The organism is Lentzea sp. NEAU-D7 (assembly GCF_026242055.1).
In the GTDB taxonomy this organism is placed as follows: domain Bacteria; phylum Actinomycetota; class Actinomycetes; order Mycobacteriales; family Pseudonocardiaceae; genus Lentzea.
Window position 1 is genome coordinate 365,271 of sequence record NZ_JAPJDL010000002.1, and the last position, 16,676, is coordinate 381,946.

Annotated in this window: 22 protein-coding genes; 10 read left to right on the top strand and 12 right to left on the bottom strand. The window is 70.6% G+C overall.

Annotated features, from left to right (window positions below):
• Positions 1–74: 74 nt before the first annotated feature.
• Positions 75–560: a GNAT family N-acetyltransferase gene (locus ORI60_RS05135; protein ID WP_266034862.1), complete on the bottom strand. Its 486-nt coding sequence runs from the start codon at positions 558–560 to the stop codon at positions 75–77.
• A 48-nt stretch (positions 561–608) separates the two neighbouring features.
• Here ORI60_RS05135 and ORI60_RS05140 point away from each other — a divergent pair, with 48 nt between their 5' ends.
• Positions 609–1,130 (top strand): TetR/AcrR family transcriptional regulator, encoded by a 522-nt coding sequence (locus ORI60_RS05140; RefSeq protein ID WP_266034864.1) that lies wholly within the window; start codon positions 609–611, stop codon positions 1,128–1,130.
• On the opposite strand, the gene ORI60_RS05145 is transcribed toward ORI60_RS05140, so the two are convergent.
• A complete protein-coding gene (locus ORI60_RS05145) occupies positions 1,111–1,893 on the bottom strand; it encodes a hypothetical protein (protein ID WP_266034867.1) in 783 nt (260 codons plus the stop codon). The two genes, ORI60_RS05140 and ORI60_RS05145, sit on opposite strands and share 20 nt — an antisense overlap.
• Before the next feature lie 17 nt (positions 1,894–1,910).
• Between ORI60_RS05145 and ORI60_RS05150 the strand changes: the two genes are divergently transcribed.
• Positions 1,911–2,552: an epimerase gene (locus ORI60_RS05150; protein WP_266034869.1), complete on the top strand. Its 642-nt coding sequence runs from the start codon at positions 1,911–1,913 to the stop codon at positions 2,550–2,552.
• Complete coding sequence (locus ORI60_RS05155; protein ID WP_266034871.1) at positions 2,549–2,938, top strand: hypothetical protein; 390 nt, start codon at positions 2,549–2,551, stop codon at positions 2,936–2,938. Before ORI60_RS05150 ends, ORI60_RS05155 begins: the two co-directional genes overlap by 4 nt.
• Here ORI60_RS05155 and ORI60_RS05160 read toward each other — a convergent pair.
• From ORI60_RS05160 to ORI60_RS05170, 3 genes are all read right to left on the bottom strand, one after another.
• Positions 2,925–3,482 (bottom strand): cysteine hydrolase family protein, encoded by a 558-nt coding sequence (locus tag ORI60_RS05160; protein ID WP_266034874.1) that lies wholly within the window; start codon positions 3,480–3,482, stop codon positions 2,925–2,927. The two genes, ORI60_RS05155 and ORI60_RS05160, sit on opposite strands and share 14 nt — an antisense overlap.
• Before the next feature lie 73 nt (positions 3,483–3,555).
• Complete coding sequence (locus ORI60_RS05165) at positions 3,556–4,458, bottom strand: GlxA family transcriptional regulator (protein WP_266034876.1); 903 nt, start codon at positions 4,456–4,458, stop codon at positions 3,556–3,558.
• Entirely contained in the window at positions 4,455–5,003 is a 549-nt protein-coding gene (locus ORI60_RS05170) for a cysteine hydrolase family protein (RefSeq protein ID WP_266034878.1), read from the bottom strand. The genes ORI60_RS05165 and ORI60_RS05170 overlap by 4 nt, the downstream gene beginning before the upstream one ends.
• A gap of 89 nt (positions 5,004–5,092) precedes the next feature.
• Here ORI60_RS05170 and ORI60_RS05175 point away from each other — a divergent pair, with 89 nt between their 5' ends.
• Complete coding sequence (locus tag ORI60_RS05175; RefSeq protein WP_266034879.1) at positions 5,093–6,142, top strand: hypothetical protein; 1,050 nt, start codon at positions 5,093–5,095, stop codon at positions 6,140–6,142.
• Here ORI60_RS05175 and ORI60_RS05180 read toward each other — a convergent pair.
• A complete protein-coding gene (locus ORI60_RS05180; protein WP_266034882.1) occupies positions 6,033–6,374 on the bottom strand; it encodes a DUF2203 domain-containing protein in 342 nt (113 codons plus the stop codon). The two genes, ORI60_RS05175 and ORI60_RS05180, sit on opposite strands and share 110 nt — an antisense overlap.
• 27 nt (positions 6,375–6,401) lie before the next feature.
• On the opposite strand from ORI60_RS05180, the gene ORI60_RS05185 reads away from it, so the two are divergent.
• Complete coding sequence (locus tag ORI60_RS05185; RefSeq protein ID WP_266034885.1) at positions 6,402–7,274, top strand: oxidoreductase; 873 nt, start codon at positions 6,402–6,404, stop codon at positions 7,272–7,274.
• On the opposite strand, the gene ORI60_RS05190 is transcribed toward ORI60_RS05185, so the two are convergent.
• Entirely contained in the window at positions 7,261–8,004 is a 744-nt protein-coding gene (locus ORI60_RS05190; RefSeq protein WP_266034888.1) for an ABC transporter permease, read from the bottom strand. The two genes, ORI60_RS05185 and ORI60_RS05190, sit on opposite strands and share 14 nt — an antisense overlap.
• Positions 8,001–8,909, bottom strand: coding sequence for an ATP-binding cassette domain-containing protein (locus tag ORI60_RS05195; RefSeq protein WP_266034891.1), 909 nt, complete (start codon positions 8,907–8,909; stop codon positions 8,001–8,003). Before ORI60_RS05195 ends, ORI60_RS05190 begins: the two co-directional genes overlap by 4 nt.
• 92 nt (positions 8,910–9,001) lie before the next feature.
• Here ORI60_RS05195 and ORI60_RS05200 point away from each other — a divergent pair, with 92 nt between their 5' ends.
• The 5 genes from ORI60_RS05200 to ORI60_RS05220 all read left to right on the top strand — a co-directional run bounded on the left by ORI60_RS05200 (position 9,002) and on the right by ORI60_RS05220 (position 13,229).
• Entirely contained in the window at positions 9,002–9,685 is a 684-nt protein-coding gene (locus tag ORI60_RS05200; protein WP_266034894.1) for a TetR/AcrR family transcriptional regulator, read from the top strand.
• The gene (mobA, locus tag ORI60_RS05205; RefSeq protein ID WP_266034896.1) at positions 9,682–10,212 is read left to right on the top strand and encodes a molybdenum cofactor guanylyltransferase; all 531 of its coding nucleotides are present in this window, start codon (positions 9,682–9,684) and stop codon (positions 10,210–10,212) included. Before ORI60_RS05200 ends, mobA begins: the two co-directional genes overlap by 4 nt.
• Positions 10,213–10,273: 61 nt before the next feature.
• On the top strand, positions 10,274–11,323 hold the full coding sequence (locus tag ORI60_RS05210; RefSeq protein WP_266034898.1) for an AAA family ATPase: 1,050 nt from the start codon (positions 10,274–10,276) through the stop codon (positions 11,321–11,323).
• Positions 11,324–11,385: 62 nt separating this feature from the next.
• A complete protein-coding gene (locus tag ORI60_RS05215) occupies positions 11,386–12,267 on the top strand; it encodes a DUF58 domain-containing protein (RefSeq protein ID WP_266035449.1) in 882 nt (293 codons plus the stop codon).
• A complete protein-coding gene (locus ORI60_RS05220; RefSeq protein ID WP_266034900.1) occupies positions 12,264–13,229 on the top strand; it encodes a VWA domain-containing protein in 966 nt (321 codons plus the stop codon). Before ORI60_RS05215 ends, ORI60_RS05220 begins: the two co-directional genes overlap by 4 nt.
• On the opposite strand, the gene ORI60_RS05225 is transcribed toward ORI60_RS05220, so the two are convergent.
• Genes ORI60_RS05225 through ORI60_RS05240 form a run of 4 tightly spaced genes read right to left on the bottom strand, consistent with a single transcriptional unit; the run spans position 13,214 to position 16,568 of the window.
• A complete protein-coding gene (locus ORI60_RS05225) occupies positions 13,214–13,747 on the bottom strand; it encodes a dihydrofolate reductase family protein (RefSeq protein WP_266034903.1) in 534 nt (177 codons plus the stop codon). The two genes, ORI60_RS05220 and ORI60_RS05225, sit on opposite strands and share 16 nt — an antisense overlap.
• The gene (locus tag ORI60_RS05230; protein ID WP_266034906.1) at positions 13,744–14,607 is read right to left on the bottom strand and encodes a TAXI family TRAP transporter solute-binding subunit; all 864 of its coding nucleotides are present in this window, start codon (positions 14,605–14,607) and stop codon (positions 13,744–13,746) included. Before ORI60_RS05230 ends, ORI60_RS05225 begins: the two co-directional genes overlap by 4 nt.
• On the bottom strand, positions 14,604–15,908 hold the full coding sequence (locus ORI60_RS05235; RefSeq protein WP_266034908.1) for a sensor histidine kinase: 1,305 nt from the start codon (positions 15,906–15,908) through the stop codon (positions 14,604–14,606). Before ORI60_RS05235 ends, ORI60_RS05230 begins: the two co-directional genes overlap by 4 nt.
• Entirely contained in the window at positions 15,909–16,568 is a 660-nt protein-coding gene (locus ORI60_RS05240; RefSeq protein WP_266034911.1) for a response regulator transcription factor, read from the bottom strand.
• Between the last annotated feature and the right edge of the window lie 108 nt (positions 16,569–16,676).

The following is a 16,676-nucleotide window of genomic DNA, read 5'->3' on the forward strand; positions in this document are numbered from 1 at the left end:
CAGGCCACCGGAGTTCGTCAGGCGGCGCCGAGGCACAGCGGGTGCGCCTTCGTGGCGGCGGGACTGTTCGGTGATCATGAAATCCGCAGGTCGCGTGCCCAGAGCTGGCCTGTCACGGCGTGGCCGAAGCTGTGCTGCGGGGTCTCTTCCCGGAGCTCGAACCCGTGTGCCTCGTAGATCTTCCGCGCGGACTTCAATCCGTCGACGGTCCACAACACCATGCGCGCGTAGCCGGCCTTCTGCGCAAACTCGACGCACGTGCTGACGAGTTTGTTGCCCGCTCCGTGTCCACGCGCGTCCGGATGCACGAGCAGCACACGCAACTTCGCCGTCGTGTCGTCCTCACGGACGCAGAACACGCATCCGACGCGCTGGCCGTCGAGCTCGGCGATCCACGCACCCTCTCCCGCGGGATCGTGGTCCACCGCGTAGTCGCCGACGATCTTGGCCACCATCGCCTCGAACGACGTGTCCCAGTCGTGCTCCTGCGCGTAGAGCTCGCCGTGCGCCTGCACCACCCAGCCGAGGTCGCCGGGGTGGCCGAGCGGGCGGATCAGCATGGTTCGCCTCCACTGACACGAGTGTTTCAGTAATGCGAGAATAGCGCCATGCCGTCCGCCCGCGAGACCGAACTGCTCGAAGCCGCCTACCGGTACGTCCTGACCCACGGCCTGGCCGACGTGTCGCTGCGGCCGTTGGCGGCGGCCATCGGGTCCAGCACGCGCGTACTGCTCTACCTGTTCGGCAGCAAGGAAGGCCTGGTCAAGGCACTGCTGGCGCGAGCGCGTGCCGACGAGCTGGCGCTGCTCGGCGACATCGGCACCGGGCCCGGCGTGGTCGCGCGGTTGTGGGAGTGGCTGTCCGCGCCCGCGCATCGGCCGTTGCTGACCTTGTGGCTGGAGGCGTACGCACGCTCTCTCGTGGAGCCTGACGGGCCGTGGGCCGGCTTCGCGCGTGCGACCGTGGAGGACTGGTTGGAGGTGTTGCGGGCCGCTCAGCCTCGGGACGTGCGCGACACTGACGCGGGGCTGGCGGCGCGCACTCGTGAGCTCGCGTTGTTGCGGGGTGCGTTGCTCGACCTGCTGGCGACGGGGGAGGCGGAGCGCGTCCTCAGCGCAGTTCGAGGATGACGTTGTCCGCGGACTCGCCGCCGCCCGGTCCGTGGTGCCCGATGATCTCGACGATCCGGTCGAACAGCGTGGGGCCCTCGCCGCGGCGCGCCGCCTCGATCCTCGCCCGGAGGCGGTCGCGGTGGGTGGGGTGGCAGCCCCGCAGCGTGTCTTCGAGCCACTCGACCGTCGCGGGGTGCCCGAGCGCGACCCGTGACCGCGCCGAGTTGCGCCACTCGAAGACCCAGCCGAGATCGGGCGTGCCGAAGCCGCCGCGCAGGATGTCGTTGAAGGCGTCGAGGTTGCCTTCCCACGTGTAGTCGTCGAGCAGTTTGGTGAACTCCCGGGCGAAGCCGTCGAAGTCGGTGAACAGGGCGCCGTCCACGACCAGCACGGGCAGCTCGCCCGGTTCGGCCGTGAAACCGAGCCGGGCCAGCATCTCCGCGCTGTCGGTGTCGCCCCTGTCGACCTGGACGAGCACGCCGGAACCCGTCGCGCGCAACGAGGCCGCGACGGCCGCGGCGACGAGCGGACCGGGTGCGGCCGAGGCGTGGGAGAGCCAGGTCCTGCCCATGTGGGCGGTGACGAGTGACGCGGCCACGACGCCCTCGGCCTCCGCCACGAAGCTGGACGACGGCCAGCCGAAGAGCCGCCACCAGCCGACCTGCGACTCACCCAGCAGGCCGATGAGGGCCTCGTGGTCCTCGTCGCGGACCGGTCGCACGCCGTTCATCGGCAGATCCGGCACCGGACCCGGCGCGCGGCGGTGGATCGTTGCGTTCACCCGACTAGTTTGACGGGGTGAAGGTAGTGATTTTCGGTGCGTCCGGAATGGTGGGTCAGGGCGCGCTGCGCGAGAGCCTGCTCGACCCCGCCGTGGAATCCGTTGTGACCGTGGGACGCTCGCCGTCGAGCACGAGCGATCCCAAGCTGCGGCACGTCGTGCACGCCGACTTCGGCGACCTGACGCCGATCGCCTCGGAACTGGCCGGCGCGGACGCGTGCTTCTACTGCATGGGCGTGACGTCCGCCGGTCTGACCGAGGCCGAGTACACGCCCGTGACGCACGACTACGCGCTGGAGGCCGCACGGGTCGTTGGCGGCACCTTCGTGTACGTGTCCGGTGAGGGCGCTGACGCCGGAAGCAAGACGATGTGGGCGCGGGTGAAGGGGCGGACGGAGAACGAGCTGCTGGCGCTGGACCGGCCGGTGTTCGTGCTGCGGCCGGGCTTCATCCAGCCACTGCACGGGATCAAGTCGCGCACCCGCATCTACCGCTACATCTACTCGTGGTCCTCGTGGCTGTTCCCCGTGCTGCGCAAGGTGGCGCCGAAGTACGTCACGACCACCGAGCTCGTGGGACGCGCGATGGTGGCGCTGGCCAAGGGCGCACCCGCGGACCGCGTGCTGCGCAGCGACGGGATCAACGGGGTGGCGGCATGACGCTCGACGAGGCGATCCGCGAGTACCAGGAAGACGGTCACGAGGTCACCCACGTCGTCGAGTCCGTGTGCGGCGGATGTGGCGGCACGTCGTTCACGGTGCAGCTGACCGAGGACCAGGCGATGCGCCGGACCTGCCTCGGCTGCGGGCTCGCGGAGTTCATCGGCGACTCCGACGAGCACTGGGACCCCGACGACGCGGAGGAGTGCGAGTGCACGTGCGGCGGCGAGGAGTTCGCCGCCGCGCTCGGGTCGTCGTGCGGCCCGGACGGCGAGGTGCGCTGGCTGACCGTCGGGCTGCGGTGCCTGAAGTGCGGGCTGTGCGGCGTCTACGAGGACTGGAAGATCGACTACCTGCCGAGCGGGCACCTGGTCACGCGGGCTTGAACGCGTCCTCGGTCTTGACGACGCCCGCGCTGCGGCCGGGCGCGGTGTGGTTCTCCCAGTAGAGGTTGGTGTGGGAGATGACCTTGTCCGGGGTGGGAGCGCCGTACTCCGACAGGTCCTCGGTCGTGTGCGCGTCGCTGACCAGAAGGGCGTCGTAGCCGCGCACGAGGGCGCCGTGCAGCGTCGAGCGGATGCACTCGTCGGTCTGCGCACCGGACACCACGAGGCTGCCGATTCCCCTGCCCGCCAGCACTTCTTCCAGGTCGGTCGCCTCGAACGAGTCGGCGTAGGTCTTGTGCACCACCGGTTCGCCCTCGGCCGGCTTCAGCTCGGACACGAACTGCCAGCCGTCGGACCCCTTGGGCATGTGCTCGGCGTTGCTGTGCTGCACCCACACGACGTCGACGCCGGCCGCGCGCGCCTTGTCGACGAGGGTGGCCACGTTGGCGACGACCTCGTCGCGGTTGTGGGCGTCGTTCACCACGTCGTTCTGCACGTCGATCACGAGCAACGCGGTGCTGGGGCGGTTCGCCAGAGTCGTCACCCGGCCAGCCTAGGCCGGTTCCGAAGGCGTGCAAGGGTGTTCCGTCGACTGTGGACGGCCGCACGCGTGCGGCTCAGCGGGAACGCAGTCTGCGCAGCATCCGCGCGTCTTCGAAACCGACGTTGCGCGCTGCCGTCTCCACCGTGGCGCCTTGACCGATCAGGTGCTCGGCTCGTTCGACGCGCAACGCCTGCTGGTACTTCAACGGCGTCATGCCCGTCGCACGGCCGAACAACCGTGTCACGGTCCGTTCGCTGCACCCGGCGTGGACGGCGAGCTCCGAGAGGGAAAGGCGCTCGGCGAGCCGTGACTCGATGACGTCCTGAATGCGGTGCACCGTCTCGTTGATGTGCGACCGATGCCGCATCAGCACGCTGGCCTGCTGGTCGTCGCCGTTCCTGCGCGCGTAGATGACCATCGTCCGTGCGATCGCGGCGGCCACGGCGGGCCCATGACGAACGGCGACGAGATGCAACGCGAGGTCGATACCGCTCGCGATGCCCGCGGACGTCACGACCCTGTTGTCCTCCACGAACAAGACGTCACGCACGACCTGCGCGGCCGGATAACGCCGTGCGAGCTCTTCTTGCAGCTCGTGATGGGTGGTGCAACGCCTGCCGTCGAGCAAACCGGCGCGTCCCAACGCATCTGCACCGGCACACACACTCGCCACCGTGCCGCCGCCGTCGTGGTGCGCGCGCAGCCACGCCAACGCGCGTTCGCTCAAGTGACCGGTCCCCGCGATCTTCGGCGACCGCCACCCCGGCACGAACACGAGGTCGTCCACCGCGAGAGAGGGCAACTCACGCGACGCTCCGAGCGGCACGCCCTGATGGCTGAGCACGGTGTCCGCGTCGCCCACGTAGGACAACGCATACCCGTTCACGAGATCGGCAGCGCTGGAGAACACCTGCGCCGGCCCCGCGAGGTCGAGCAGGTGCACACCAGGTATGAGCAGGAAGACGACTCTGGTCACGATCCGGTCAGCGTAGCGACATCCGAGATCCGCGCGAACCGGCCGGCCAGCACGTACTCGGTGCGCTCGATGATCTCCCCGACCCCGAGCACCTTCCCGGTGCGCCAGTGCGGCAGCGGCATGGTCGCCGTCGCGTCCGTCACGAACGTCATGTCGAACCCGAGGTCCGACCCGACCCGCGTCGTGGTCTCACAGCACTGCTCGGTCCGGATGCCGCTGATCAGCAACTCCCGCACACCCCGCGTCGTCAGCGTCTGCTGCAGGTTCGTCGTGGTGAACGCGTTGTGCGCGGTCTTGGTGAGAACCGGCTCGTCGTCGAGCGGCTTGAGCCCGTCGATCAGCCGCACGTGCCCGAGCGCGGGGTCGAACACGTCGCCGGAACCGGGCTCGGAGTGCAGCACCCACACGACGAGGTCACCGGCGTCGCGGCTCATGTCGACCAGCTGGTTCACCTTGCCGGCGATGTCGGGCTCGGACACCTCGGCCCAGTTGGCCCGCTGGCGGAACGACTCCTGCACGTCGATGACGATCAATGCTCGCTTCATGTCCTCAGCCTCGCGGGCTCGCGGGGGTGGGGACAGGCACGACCCGGCCGGGGAGCGGACGGATCCGGTCACCGTGCCATGATCGGGTCATGGCCTTACGCGTGCTGGCGGGCGACCCCGAGGACCCCAACTACGGTGCGGAAGTCACCTTGACGGTGGAGACCGGCGGAGGGCGGTGGGACGGGCGTGGTGCGCCGTTCGTGCGGCTCGTCGGCACCGAAGGCGATCGGAAGATCCTGATCGGCCAGGCACGTGTCGAGGACACGAGGTTGAGCGTGATCATCAGCGCGGTCTGGAGCGAGGAAGGCCGCTGGCACGAGGTGCCGTGGCAGAACGACTACCTGGGGGACACCCTCAAACACCCCAGGCACCGTGTGCCGGCTGACGAGCACGCCGCCGAGGTCGTCGCGAAGGCCATCGCGGAGGGTTCCCGAAGCGTTGTCGGCCAGTTGCGCGATCTGCGCTACGCAATGGAACGCCAGGTCGCCGAGCTCCTCGCGCCACGCAGCGGTGGGCAACCGCGCAGCGCGACCGCGTTGCGGATGGTGATGGTCCAGCTCGTCGAGCTGTCGACGGCGTTCAGCCGCGCTCGCGACCGCGCCCTCGAGTGCCTGCGCGAGTACACGTGGCAGCCGAACGACCGTGCGAAGCGGCACGTCGAGGCGATGGACGTGGAGCTCTCGGACGAGGTGACGCGCCTGCAGTCGTTGCTGGGCAGCGTGTCGACGTTCGCCGTGGCACAGGAGGGCGAGGCCCAGCAACGCTTCAACATGCTCGCCGCGGTGGCGGCAGCCGGGCTCGGTCTGCCCGCCCTGATCCTTTCGCTGTACGGCGCGGACGACTACCTGCCGTTCACGTGGGACACGGCGTGGCGGGGTCTGGTGCCGATCGCGATCGCGCTGAGCGTTGCCGCGGCGGTCATCCTGCGCCGCATGCCCGTCCAGGCCACGGCGAAGCACTACAAAGCGGCGTTCGGCCTCATCGCGGGCTTGATCGGCATACTGCTCCTGGCGGGCCTCGTGGCTCCCCCTAAAGCGGACGGCGGCCGGCGAACCCCAGATCAGCCCGGTGGTACCAGCTCAACGACCGGTCGCCCTCCAGCCAGCACAACAGGACTGGAACCCCCTCCCTCTCGCTAGGGAAGTCCACGAGCAACGGCGCGAGGCCCTTCAGCTCCGCCCCGGTCTTCTGCACGGTCTCCATCAGCTCGTCCAGCCGGGCCTGCGCGGCCTTGAACTCGGGCAGGCCGCCCAGCGGGGAGCCCCCGACGGCCAGCTCGGCGGCGTCGGCGCGCAGGCGCACGATCTCGTCGAGCACGGGCAGCAGCCGTGCGAGCTCGGTCTGCGCCTCGGAGAGCGTGAACAGTCCCACGCCGCCAAGGCTGGCACAGTGGGAGGAATGACGTGGCGACTGGGTGACCTCACCGTGAACCGGGTCGGGTTCGGCGCGATGCGACTGCCGCAGCGGGGGACGGCGTTCGACCGCCGGGCCGAGCCGCGTGACCGCGGGCAGGCCGTCGAGGTGCTCCGCAGGGCCGTCGAGCTCGGGGTGAACCACATCGACACGGCCGCCTTCTACTTCTCCGCCACGCGGTCGGCGAACGAGCTGATCAACAGTGCGCTGTCGCCGTACCCGGAGGACCTGGTGATCGCCACCAAGGTCGGGCCCGGCCGCACGCCGCAGGGACAGTGGCTGCCGCTCGCGACCCCGGAGCAGCTCAAGGGCCAGGTCGAGGAGAACCTGCGGCAGCTCGGCCGCGACCACCTCGACGTGGTCAACCTGCGGATCAGCGGCCTGGACGACCTCAGCGCGCACTTCGAGCGGCTCGCGGAGCTGCAGCGGGACGGGCTGGTCCGGCACCTCGGGCTGTCCAACGTGAAGCCGCACCACCTCGACCAGGCGCAGAGGATCGCGACCGTGGTGTGCGTGCAGAACTCCTACGGGCTCGGGCACCACCCCGAGCAGGACGACTTCGTCGGCGTGTGCGGGGAGCGGGGCATCGCGTACGTGCCGTTCTTCGCGCTCGCCGGTGCCAACCAGGAGGCCGGGACGTCGGCCGAGGACGACGTCGTCACGGAGATCGCGCATGCCCGCGGTGCCTCGCCCGCGCAGGTCCGGCTGGCGTGGACGCTGGCGCGCGGGCCGCACGTGCTGGTCATCCCCGGCACGGGCGACCCGGCGCACCTGCGGGAGAACGTCGAGGCGGGTGAGCTGGACCTCGGCCCGGAGGAGCTGACCCGCCTCGACGCCGCGCACCTCAGCGGCGGTTGATCCGGCCGAACAACCAGGTCGCCCAGCCGAACGCCACGGCCAGCAGCCCGCCGGACCACGCCAGCGCGAGCCAGCCCGAGGTGACCGGCTGGTCGTTCAGCAACGTCCGGACCGTCTCGATGACCGGCGTGATCGGCTGGTGCTCGCTGACGGCGCGCAGCCAGGTCGGCATCGTCTCCACCGGCACGAACGCGCTGCTCAGGTACGGGATGAACAGCATGAAGAACCCGAGCAGGCTCGCCGACTCGACGGTCCGCGCGATCACGCCGAAGCCCGCCGCGAGCCACGACAGCGCCAGCACGTAGAGCAGCAGCACGCCCATCGCCAGCACCCATCCGGTGACCGAGGCGGCGGGCCGGAAGCCCATCAGCAGGGCGACCAGCACCACGGCGGACGTCGCGAGGGCGTTGCGGGCGACCGAGGCGACGACGTGGCCGGTCAGCACGGAGAACCCGCTGACCGGCATCGAGCGGAACCGGTCGACCACGCCCTTCTTCATGTCGTCGGCCACGGACATCGCGGTGGACGTGGCGCCGTAACCGGTGCACAGCACGAGGATGCCGGGCACCACGTAGTCCACATAGGACTGGACGGAACCGATCGCGCCGCCGAACACGTACACGAACAGCGCCATCATCAGCACCGGCAGCACGATCGACATGATCACGAGGTCGAGGTTGCGGCGGCTCAGCCGGATGCTGCGGCCGATCATCGTCAGCGACGCGGTCATGCCGCCACCGCCGTCAGCGACGTGAAGACGTCGTCCAGGGTCGGGCGGTGCGCGGACACCCGCAGCACGCCGGCCTGGGCGGTCAGCAGGTCGTCGAGCACGCGGTGCAGGTGCACCGCGCTGCCGTCGGACGGCACGCTCAAGGTCACGCCGTCGGCCACCCCGCCGGTCACCGCCTGGGCTCGCAGCGCGTCCTGCGCGCTCGGGAAGGTCAGGTCCAGGCGGGTGCCGCCGACCGAGCTCTTCAACGCGTCCGCGGTGCCGTCCGCGACGACGCCCCCGTTGTTCAGCACCACGATCCGGTCGGCGAGGCGGTCGGCCTCCTCCAGGTACTGGGTGGTGAGGAAGATCGTCACGCCGTCGCGCACCAGGTCCCCGATCGCGTCCCACATCGTCGTGCGGCTGACCGGGTCCAGGCCTGTGGTCGGCTCGTCCAGGAACAGCAGCCGCGGCCGCGCCACCAGGCTCATCGCCAGGTCCAGGCGCCGGCGCATGCCGCCCGAGTAGGTGCGCACCCGCCGGTCCGCCGCCTCGGTCAGGTCGAACCGCTCCAGCAGCCCGAGAGCCCGTGCGCGCGCCTTCGGCCTCGCGAAACCGCGCAGGCGGGCGATCATGACCAGGTTCTCGCGCCCGGTCTGCTCCTCGTCCACCGCCGCGTACTGCCCGGTCAGGCTGATCGCGCCGCGCACGGCGGCGGCCTCGCGCACCACGTCGGACCCGCACACCCGTGCCGTGCCGCCATCGGGCCTGGTCAGCGTGCTCAGGATGCGGATCGTGGTCGTCTTGCCGGCGCCGTTCGGCCCGAGCAGTGCGAGCACGGACCCCTCCGCGATCTTCAGGTCCAGGCCGCTGAGCACGGTCGTGGAGCCATATCTCTTCGTCAGACCCTCTGTCTCGACGATCATCGAACCCCCTTTATGCGTACCTCATACGCAAAACCTGAATTAGCGTATGGCATACGCATCTGTTTGACTAGTGGCATGAGATCGGGAGGGGCATGAAGAGGGGGCGCAAGCCGACCATCGACGCCGCCGACATCACGCGGGCCGCCATCGCGGTCGCCGATGCCGAAGGGCTCGCCGCCGTGTCGATGGCACGCGTCGCGCAGGAGATGGGCAACGCCACGATGGCCCTTTATCGGCACGTGAAGAGCAAGGACGAGCTGCTCACGCTGATGGCCGACGCCGCGTTCGACGAACCGCCCGCGCTGCCGGACGGCGAGTGGCGCGACAAGCTCGGGGCCTGGGCGAGGGCGATGCTCGGCGGCATCCGCAGGCGCCCGTGGTTCCTGCAGATCCCGATGAGCGGCCCGCCGACCGGCCCCAAGAGCCTCGCCTGGTTCGACAGCGCGCTCGGTGCGCTCGAAGGCACCCCGCTGGAAGCGGGGGAGAAGGTCGGCGTGGTGATGGGCCTGATGACGTTCGTGCACGGCGAGGCGTGGCTGAGCGTCGCGCTGACGAAGGGCTTCGAGAACGACCCGGCCCAGTTCAGCCGCGAGTACGGGCAGCGGCTGCGCGAGATCGTCGACCCGCGCCGGATGCCCGCGCTCGCGAAGATCGTCGCGGCCGGCGTCTTCGACGTGGACGACCTCTTCGACGCCGACGACGTCGCCGCCGACTTCGACTTCGGCCTGCACCTGTTCCTGGAGGGCGTCGCCACGCACATCGGAGGCAGGGCATGACCTACGCGGTGATCATCCTCACCGGCGGCAAGGGCGAACGGCTCGGCGGCGTGGACAAGGCGGCGCTGTCCTATCGGGACGCGACGCTGCTCGACCACGTGCTGTCCGTTGTGGACGACGCGGCGCAGAAGGTCGTCGTGGGGCCGGAGAAGGACGTCCCCGGCGTCGTCTGGGCACGGGAGGACCCGCCCGGCGGAGGACCGCTCGCCGGTCTGGCCGCCGGTCTGGCGAAGATCACCGAGGACCAGGTCGTGGTGCTCGCCGTGGACCAGCCCGGCCTCACGCCCGGCACCATCGCGAGGCTGCGCGCCGCGGGCCGCAACGCCGTGCTCAAGGACGACAGGGTGCAGTGGCTGATCGGCTGCTGGAACACGGCCGACCTGCGCGAGGCCCTACCCGGAGATCCGCGGAACCTGCCGCTGCGCAAGACTCTTCTGCGGCTCGACCCCGTCGAGGTGTCCGCTTTGCCCGGTGAGGCGAGGGACGTCGACACGCCCGCCGACCTGGACACCCTTCACAGCGGTTGAACAGGCGGCGGGTAAGACTGTTCAACGATCGGTAAACCCTGTTCCGCATGGAGGCCCGCACGTGACCGAGCCCGCCGCCGAGGCAACGCCGAACGCATCGGCGCCCGTCACCCCGGCTCGTGACGCCCAGCTGCTCGAACGCACCGTGTTCGAGGTGAAGCGGGTCATCGTCGGCCAGGACCGGCTCGTCGAGCGGATGCTCGTGGGTCTGCTGGCCAAGGGCCACCTGCTGCTCGAAGGTGTGCCGGGCGTCGCCAAGACGCTCGCCGTCGAGACGTTCGCCCGCGTGGTCGGCGGCTCGTTCTCCCGCGTGCAGTTCACGCCCGACCTGGTGCCCGCCGACATCCTCGGCACCCGCATCTACCGCCAGTCCACCGAGACGTTCGACGTCGAGCTCGGACCCGTCGTCGCGAACTTCGTGCTCGCCGACGAGATCAACCGCGCGCCCGCCAAGGTGCAGTCGGCGATGCTCGAGGTCATGGCCGAGCGGCACGTGTCCATCGGTGGCCGCACGTTCCCGATGCCGAACCCGTTCCTGGTGCTGGCGACGCAGAACCCGATCGAGAACGAGGGCGTGTACCCGCTGCCGGAGGCGCAGCGCGACAGGTTCCTGTTCAAGATCCAGGTCGAATACCCGACCGCCGAGGAAGAGCGCGAGATCGTCTACCGCATGGGTGTCGAGGCGCCCACGCCGAACCAGGTCCTCTCGCCCGAGGAGCTGGTGCGCCTGCAGGGCGTCGCCTCGCGCGTCTTCGTCCACCACGCACTCGTCGACTACGTGGTCCGCCTGGTGATCGCGACCCGCGCGCCCGCCGAGCACGGCCTCACCGACGTCGCCGGCTGGGTCGCCTACGGTGCCTCGCCGCGTGCGTCGCTCGGCATCATCGCCGCCGCGCGCGGCCTTGCGCTCGTGCGCGGCCGCGACTACGTGCTGCCGCAGGACGTCGTGGACGTCGTGCCGGACGTGCTGCGCCACCGCCTGGTGCTCTCCTACGACGCGCTGGCCGACGGCGTGCCGATCGACCACATCATCACCCGCGTGCTGCAGATCGTGCCGTTGCCGCAGGTGTCGGCCCGTCCGCAGCAGCCGGTTCCGGCTGGTAGGCCGTGAGCAGGGACAAGGCCGAGGAGGAGCGCCCGTCCTGGGCGCCGCCCGTCCTGCGCGGTGTCAAGATGGAAGCCGCGCTGCGCATGCTCGAGCTCGAGGTCCGGCGCCGTCTCGACGGCCTGCTGCAGGGCAACCACCTCGGCCTCGTGCCGGGGCCGGGCTCCGAACCGGGCGAGGCCCGCACCTACCAGCCCGGCGACGACGTGCGCCGGATGGACTGGGCGGTCACGGCCCGCACGACGGTCCCGCACATCCGCGAGACGGTCGCCGACCGCGAGCTGGAGACGTGGCTGGCGATCGACCTGTCGCCGTCGCTCGACTTCGGCACCGCCGCGTGCGAGAAGCGCGATCTCGCGATCGCCGCGACGGCCGCGGTCGCGCACCTGACGCGGGGCGGCGGCAACCGGATCGGCGCCGCGGTCTCGACGGGCGCCGAGAACGTCCGCATCCCGGCGCGCGGCGGCCTGGCCCACGCGCGCGGCATGATCCGCAAGATCGCCGAGATCGAGCGGGCGCCCGAGGGCACCCGCGGTGACCTGGCCGCGCTGCTGGAACAACTGCGCCGCCCGCCGCGCCGGCGCGGCCTGATCGTCGTGATCTCCGACTTCCTCGGCGAGATGGAGTGGCAACGTCCGTTGCGCGCCCTGTCCGCGCGCCACGACATCGTGGCCATCGAGGTCGTCGACCCGCGTGACGTCGACCTGCCCGAGGTCGGCACCGTCGTGCTGTCCGACCCGGAGAGCGGGCGGCAGCGCGAGGTGACCGCGTCCGCGTTGCTGCGCAAGGAGTTCAACGCCGCGGCCGCGGAACACCGGGGCGAGGTGGCGGCGGGCCTGCGGCGCGCGGGCGCCGGGCACCTGGTGCTGCGGACCGACTCGGACTGGATCGCGGACACGGTTCGTTTCGTGGTGGCGCGCAAGCGCCGCTGGTCTGGGGGTGTCGCATGAGCTTCTCGAACTTCGTCGCCCCGTGGTGGTTCCTGCTGCTGCTCGCCGTGGCGCTGCTCGCCGCCGGGTACGTGGTGGCGCAGCGGATGCGGCGCAAGCGGGTGCTGCGGTTCACGAACCTGGAACTGCTGGAGAAGGTCGCGCCCAAGCGGGAACGCTGGTCGCGCCACGTCCCGGCGGCGTTCCTGCTGGCCGCGCTGGCGCTGCTGACGGTCGCGCTGGCCGGCCCGACGTCCGAGCAGCGGGTCCCGCGCAACCGGGCGACCGTGATGCTCGTGGTCGACGTGTCGCTGTCGATGAAGGCCACCGACGTGAAGCCGTCGAGGCTGGAGGCCGCGCAGGTCGCCGCCAAGTCGTTCGCCGAGGGTCTCACGCCGGGCATCAACCTCGGCCTGATCTCGTTCGCCGGCTCGGCCACCGTGCTGGTCGCGCCGACCACGGACCGTCCCGCCGTCACGCAGTCCATCGACGGGCTCAAGCTCGCCCAGTCGACCGCGACCGGTGACGCGCTGGTGGCCGCGATGGCGTCGATCGACTCGTTCGGCAAGGTCGTCGGAGGCGCCGAAGGTCCTCCGCCCGCCCGCATCGTGCTGATGACGGACGGCAAGGAGACCGTGGGCACCCGCAAGGCGTTCGACGCGGCCGAGGACGCGAAGAAGGCCGGCATCCCGATCTCCACGATCTCGTTCGGCACCGAGGAGGGCGTCGTCGACATCGAGGGCCGGCAGCAGTCGGTGCCCGTCGACGACGACTCGATGAAGGAGATCGCGAAGATCTCCGGCGGCGAGTTCTTCAAGGCCGCCTCCGCCGAGGAGCTGCGGCGCGTCTACGACACGCTCGGCGAGCAGATCGGCTACGAGAAGAAGCAGGCGGACGCGTCGAAGCCGTGGCTGTTGCTCGGCACGATGACGGCGATGTTCGCGGCCGCCGCGGCCTTGCTGCTGGGTCAGCGCCTGCCGTAGACCAGCTCGACCACACCTGTTCCGAACGCCCTGGTGCTCTTGAGTGCCAGGGCGATCGGCTTTTTGAAGAACGGTGTGCCCTCGCCGATCGCAACCGGGTTGAGGTAGAGCCGGACCTCGTCGATCAGGTCGTGCTCGAAGAACGAGCCCACGAGCTGCGCGCCGCCGACCATGCTGTCGCCGGGCAGCGCCCTGATCTCGTCCGGAACGACCTCGCGCTTGACCGTGGTGTTCCAGTCGGTGGTCTCGAGCTTCCTCGAGTAGACGATCTTGGGCATCTCCCGCCAGATCCGGCCGAAGTCGTGCATCGGCCGCGGCCACTCGGGGTGGTCCTCGGTGTGCGGCCACGCTTCGAGCATGGTCTCGTGGTTGCGGCGGCCGTCGATGAACCTGTCCATCCGCGCTAGCTCGGTGTTGAAGTGCTCGTGCATCTCGTCGTCGACGACGTGCCAGCCGATGTCGTGACCGGGACCCTCCATGAACCCGTCCAGCGAGATCGACGCCATCGTGATGATCATCCGTGGAGCCTCCGGTATTCCGCCGCCGCGCCGGGGTGCAGGGGCACCTTGCCCGTGTCGATGAGACTGCGCACGTCGAGGTACTGGGTGCCGAGCGCCTGCTCCGGCACGAGTTCCGCCGCCCTGCCCACGAGCAGCCGCACGACGGCGCCCGCGAACTCGGTGCTCAGATCGGGACGGCACACCAGCAGGTTCGGGGTGCCGATCGTGGGGACGTCGACAGGGGAGCCGTAGACGCCCGTGCGGACGTCCACGCGCTCGTAGACCTTGCCGAAGTCCTGGCGCAGCCTGGGCAGGAAGCCGTCGAGCGGCAGCAGCCTGATGCCGCCGGCCCTGTCGAGCTCCGGGGTCGGGACGCCGCCGGACCACAGCAGGGCGGCGATCTCGCCCGCCTTCAGGGCGTCGACCGCGTTGCGCAACGGGTAGTGCTCCTCCCGCACGCCCAGTGCGAGCCTGGAGCCCTGCAGCGCGGCGCCGGAGCCGTCCGCACCCAGCGACACCGGCTTGCCGACCAGGTCGGCCGCTGTCGTGTACGGCGAGGACTGCAGGACCACGAGCTGCAGGTAGTTCTCGTACACGCGGCCCAGGGCGACCAGGCCGGGTTCCATGTGGGCGCTGTCGCTCAGGGAGAGGCCGATGTCGGCACCGCCCTCGCGGAGGTGCCGGAGGTTGTCGGCGCTGCCGCCGGTCTCGACCGGGGTGATGGTCAGCGGGCTGGGCGCCAGCCGGGAGATCAGCGCGGCGAAGTCGTTGTAGAAACCGCCCGGCTCGCCTCCGGCGATCCTGATCGTGCCCGTGGGTTCGCTCGTTCCGCACGCGGTCAGGGCGAGTGCTCCGAGCAGGAACGTCCGGCGCCTCACAGCAGTGGCTCTTTCGGCAGCTCCACCGTCACGACGAGCCCGTTGTCGGTGCGCAGCCGCAGCTTCCCGTCGTGCGCGGTGACGATGCGTTCCGCGATGGCCAGGCCCAGGCCCGTGCCGCGGCGGGAGTCGTCGCCGCGCCAGAACCGTTCGGTGGCGCGCTCGATGTCCTTCTTGGACAGACCGGGTCCGTTGTCGCGCACCGTCAGCGTGGCGCGGTCGCAGATCACGGCGACCTCGGTCCCGCCGTACTTGATGGCGTTGTCCAGCAACACGTCCAGCACCTGGGCGAGATCCGACACCGCGCACCGCACGAGTCCGGGCGCGTGGTCGTCCACGGTGATCGTGACGCCCTCCGCCTGGGCCGCCGCGCGCCAGGCGTCGACGCGGTCGTGCGCCACGACCTGGAGGTCGGCGAGCTCGGGTTCGACGCCTCCCGCGGCGCGTTCGGTGGCGGTGCTCTCGGCTGAGGCCAGCGCCAGGAGCCCGTCCAGCAACGACTCCAGGCGTTCGACCTCGGTCAGCAGCGAGCCGTTGGACGGCAGCATGTCGACGCGCAACCGCAGTGCGGCCATGGGGTTGCGCAGCTGGTGCGAGGCGTCGGCGATCAGTCTTCGTTGCTGGTCCGCGGCTTCGGCGACGGCGTCGGACATGCGGTTGAACGACTCCGACAGCGCCCGCAGCTCGGCCGGACCGGCGGTGTCGGCGACATGGGTGCGCCGCTGCCCTTCCGCGACCGCCCGGACGCCCCGGTCCAGCTCCTTGAGCGGCCGCAGCAGCCAGCGGGACACGACGAGCGCCAGCAGCACGCACGCGCACGCCGCCAGCAACGCCCCGGCCAGCACCAGTGCCCACCGCCGTGCCACGTCCAGGGCGGCCACGCGCGTCGAGGCCCGCAGCACCACGGCGCCCGCGACCTTCGTGCCGATGCCGACGGGCCGGGCGAACAGCACGTCGCCGCCGCTCCACGGCAGCACGGTCGGCACGGGTGCGGCGGGCTGGTTGCGCAGCGCCGCGTCGATCTGCGCGGACACGTCCCCGGCCGTCATGCCCGACTCGACGACAGGCGTGCCGGACGCGTCGACGACCACGATCTCCTCGCCGTACACCTCGGCGTAGCGCTCCGCCTCGGACACCACGACGTCGACCGGCAGCGTGGCGAAGCGGTCCAGGTCGGCGGTGCGGCTGATCACGAACTGCTGGGTGCGCTCCGAGGCCGTGCTCATCAGCAACGGGAACGCGAACGCGGTGACGGCCGAGAGCGAGAACAGCAGCAGCACCAACAGAAGCCGTTGCCGCATCTATTCACCGAGCCGGTAGCCGAAACCGCGGATCGTGTGCAGCAGCCCCGGCCGGTCGAGCTTGGCGCGCAACTGGGTGAGGTGGACGTCGAGCGTCCGCGACACCGCCACGAACGCGTTGCCCCACACCTCGTCCATCAGCTGCTGCCGGCTCACCGCCGTGCCCGGCCGGCGCGCCAGCACCGCGAGGACGTCGAACTCCTTGGTGGTCAACGAGATCTCGCGCCCGCCGACCACGACCTGACGGCTCTGCAGGTCGATCTCCACATCGGACACCCGCACGAGCTCGCCCGGTTCCTGCGACCGGGCCGCGCTGCGCCGCGCCACCGCGTCGATGCGCGCCAGCAGCTCGGCCAGCCGCACCGGCTTCACCAGGTAGTCGTCCGCGCCCAGCCGCAGCCCGCGCACCACCGTGCGCTCGTCACCGCGCGCCGTGAGCACGAGCACCGGCACCGGGTCGATCTTGCGGAGCTTGCGCAGCACCTCCAGGCCGTCCTGGTCGGGCAGTCCGAGGTCGAGCAGCACGACGTCCGCGTCGCGGTGGGCGATCAGCGCGTCGGCACCCCTGCGCACGCGGGCAGGCCGGTGGCCGTTCGCCCGCAGCGCTTCCACCAGGGCGTCGGCGACACCGTCGTCGTCTTCGACCAACAGCACCCGCATGGGAGCAGTATCGCCCCAGAAAGTCGTTTCTGTGGTGTGCCGACGCGCTTAAGTGACTGTAAAGAAGCCTTAGCCCTGGTTGTGAGTGGTGTGGCGCCGTCGGAATGG

What these genes read in the sequence shown, in the direction of transcription:
- ORI60_RS05135 (WP_266034862.1), bottom strand. Translation starts at nt 560, where the DNA reads ATGCTGATCCGCCCGCTCGGCCACCCCGGCGACCTCGGCTGGGTGGTG.
- ORI60_RS05140 (WP_266034864.1), top strand. Translation starts at nt 609, where the DNA reads ATGCCGTCCGCCCGCGAGACCGAACTGCTCGAAGCCGCCTACCGGTAC.
- ORI60_RS05155 (WP_266034871.1), top strand. Translation starts at nt 2,549, where the DNA reads ATGACGCTCGACGAGGCGATCCGCGAGTACCAGGAAGACGGTCACGAG.
- ORI60_RS05170 (WP_266034878.1), bottom strand. Translation starts at nt 5,003, where the DNA reads ATGAAGCGAGCATTGATCGTCATCGACGTGCAGGAGTCGTTCCGCCAG.
- ORI60_RS05175 (WP_266034879.1), top strand. Translation starts at nt 5,093, where the DNA reads ATGGCCTTACGCGTGCTGGCGGGCGACCCCGAGGACCCCAACTACGGT.
- ORI60_RS05185 (WP_266034885.1), top strand. Translation starts at nt 6,402, where the DNA reads ATGACGTGGCGACTGGGTGACCTCACCGTGAACCGGGTCGGGTTCGGC.
- ORI60_RS05190 (WP_266034888.1), bottom strand. Translation starts at nt 8,004, where the DNA reads ATGACCGCGTCGCTGACGATGATCGGCCGCAGCATCCGGCTGAGCCGC.
- ORI60_RS05195 (WP_266034891.1), bottom strand. Translation starts at nt 8,909, where the DNA reads ATGATCGTCGAGACAGAGGGTCTGACGAAGAGATATGGCTCCACGACC.
- ORI60_RS05200 (WP_266034894.1), top strand. Translation starts at nt 9,002, where the DNA reads ATGAAGAGGGGGCGCAAGCCGACCATCGACGCCGCCGACATCACGCGG.
- mobA (WP_266034896.1), top strand. Translation starts at nt 9,682, where the DNA reads ATGACCTACGCGGTGATCATCCTCACCGGCGGCAAGGGCGAACGGCTC.
- ORI60_RS05215 (WP_266035449.1), top strand. Translation starts at nt 11,386, where the DNA reads ATGGAAGCCGCGCTGCGCATGCTCGAGCTCGAGGTCCGGCGCCGTCTC.
- ORI60_RS05220 (WP_266034900.1), top strand. Translation starts at nt 12,264, where the DNA reads ATGAGCTTCTCGAACTTCGTCGCCCCGTGGTGGTTCCTGCTGCTGCTC.
- ORI60_RS05225 (WP_266034903.1), bottom strand. Translation starts at nt 13,747, where the DNA reads ATGATCATCACGATGGCGTCGATCTCGCTGGACGGGTTCATGGAGGGT.
- ORI60_RS05235 (WP_266034908.1), bottom strand. Translation starts at nt 15,908, where the DNA reads ATGCGGCAACGGCTTCTGTTGGTGCTGCTGCTGTTCTCGCTCTCGGCC.
- ORI60_RS05240 (WP_266034911.1), bottom strand. Translation starts at nt 16,568, where the DNA reads ATGCGGGTGCTGTTGGTCGAAGACGACGACGGTGTCGCCGACGCCCTG.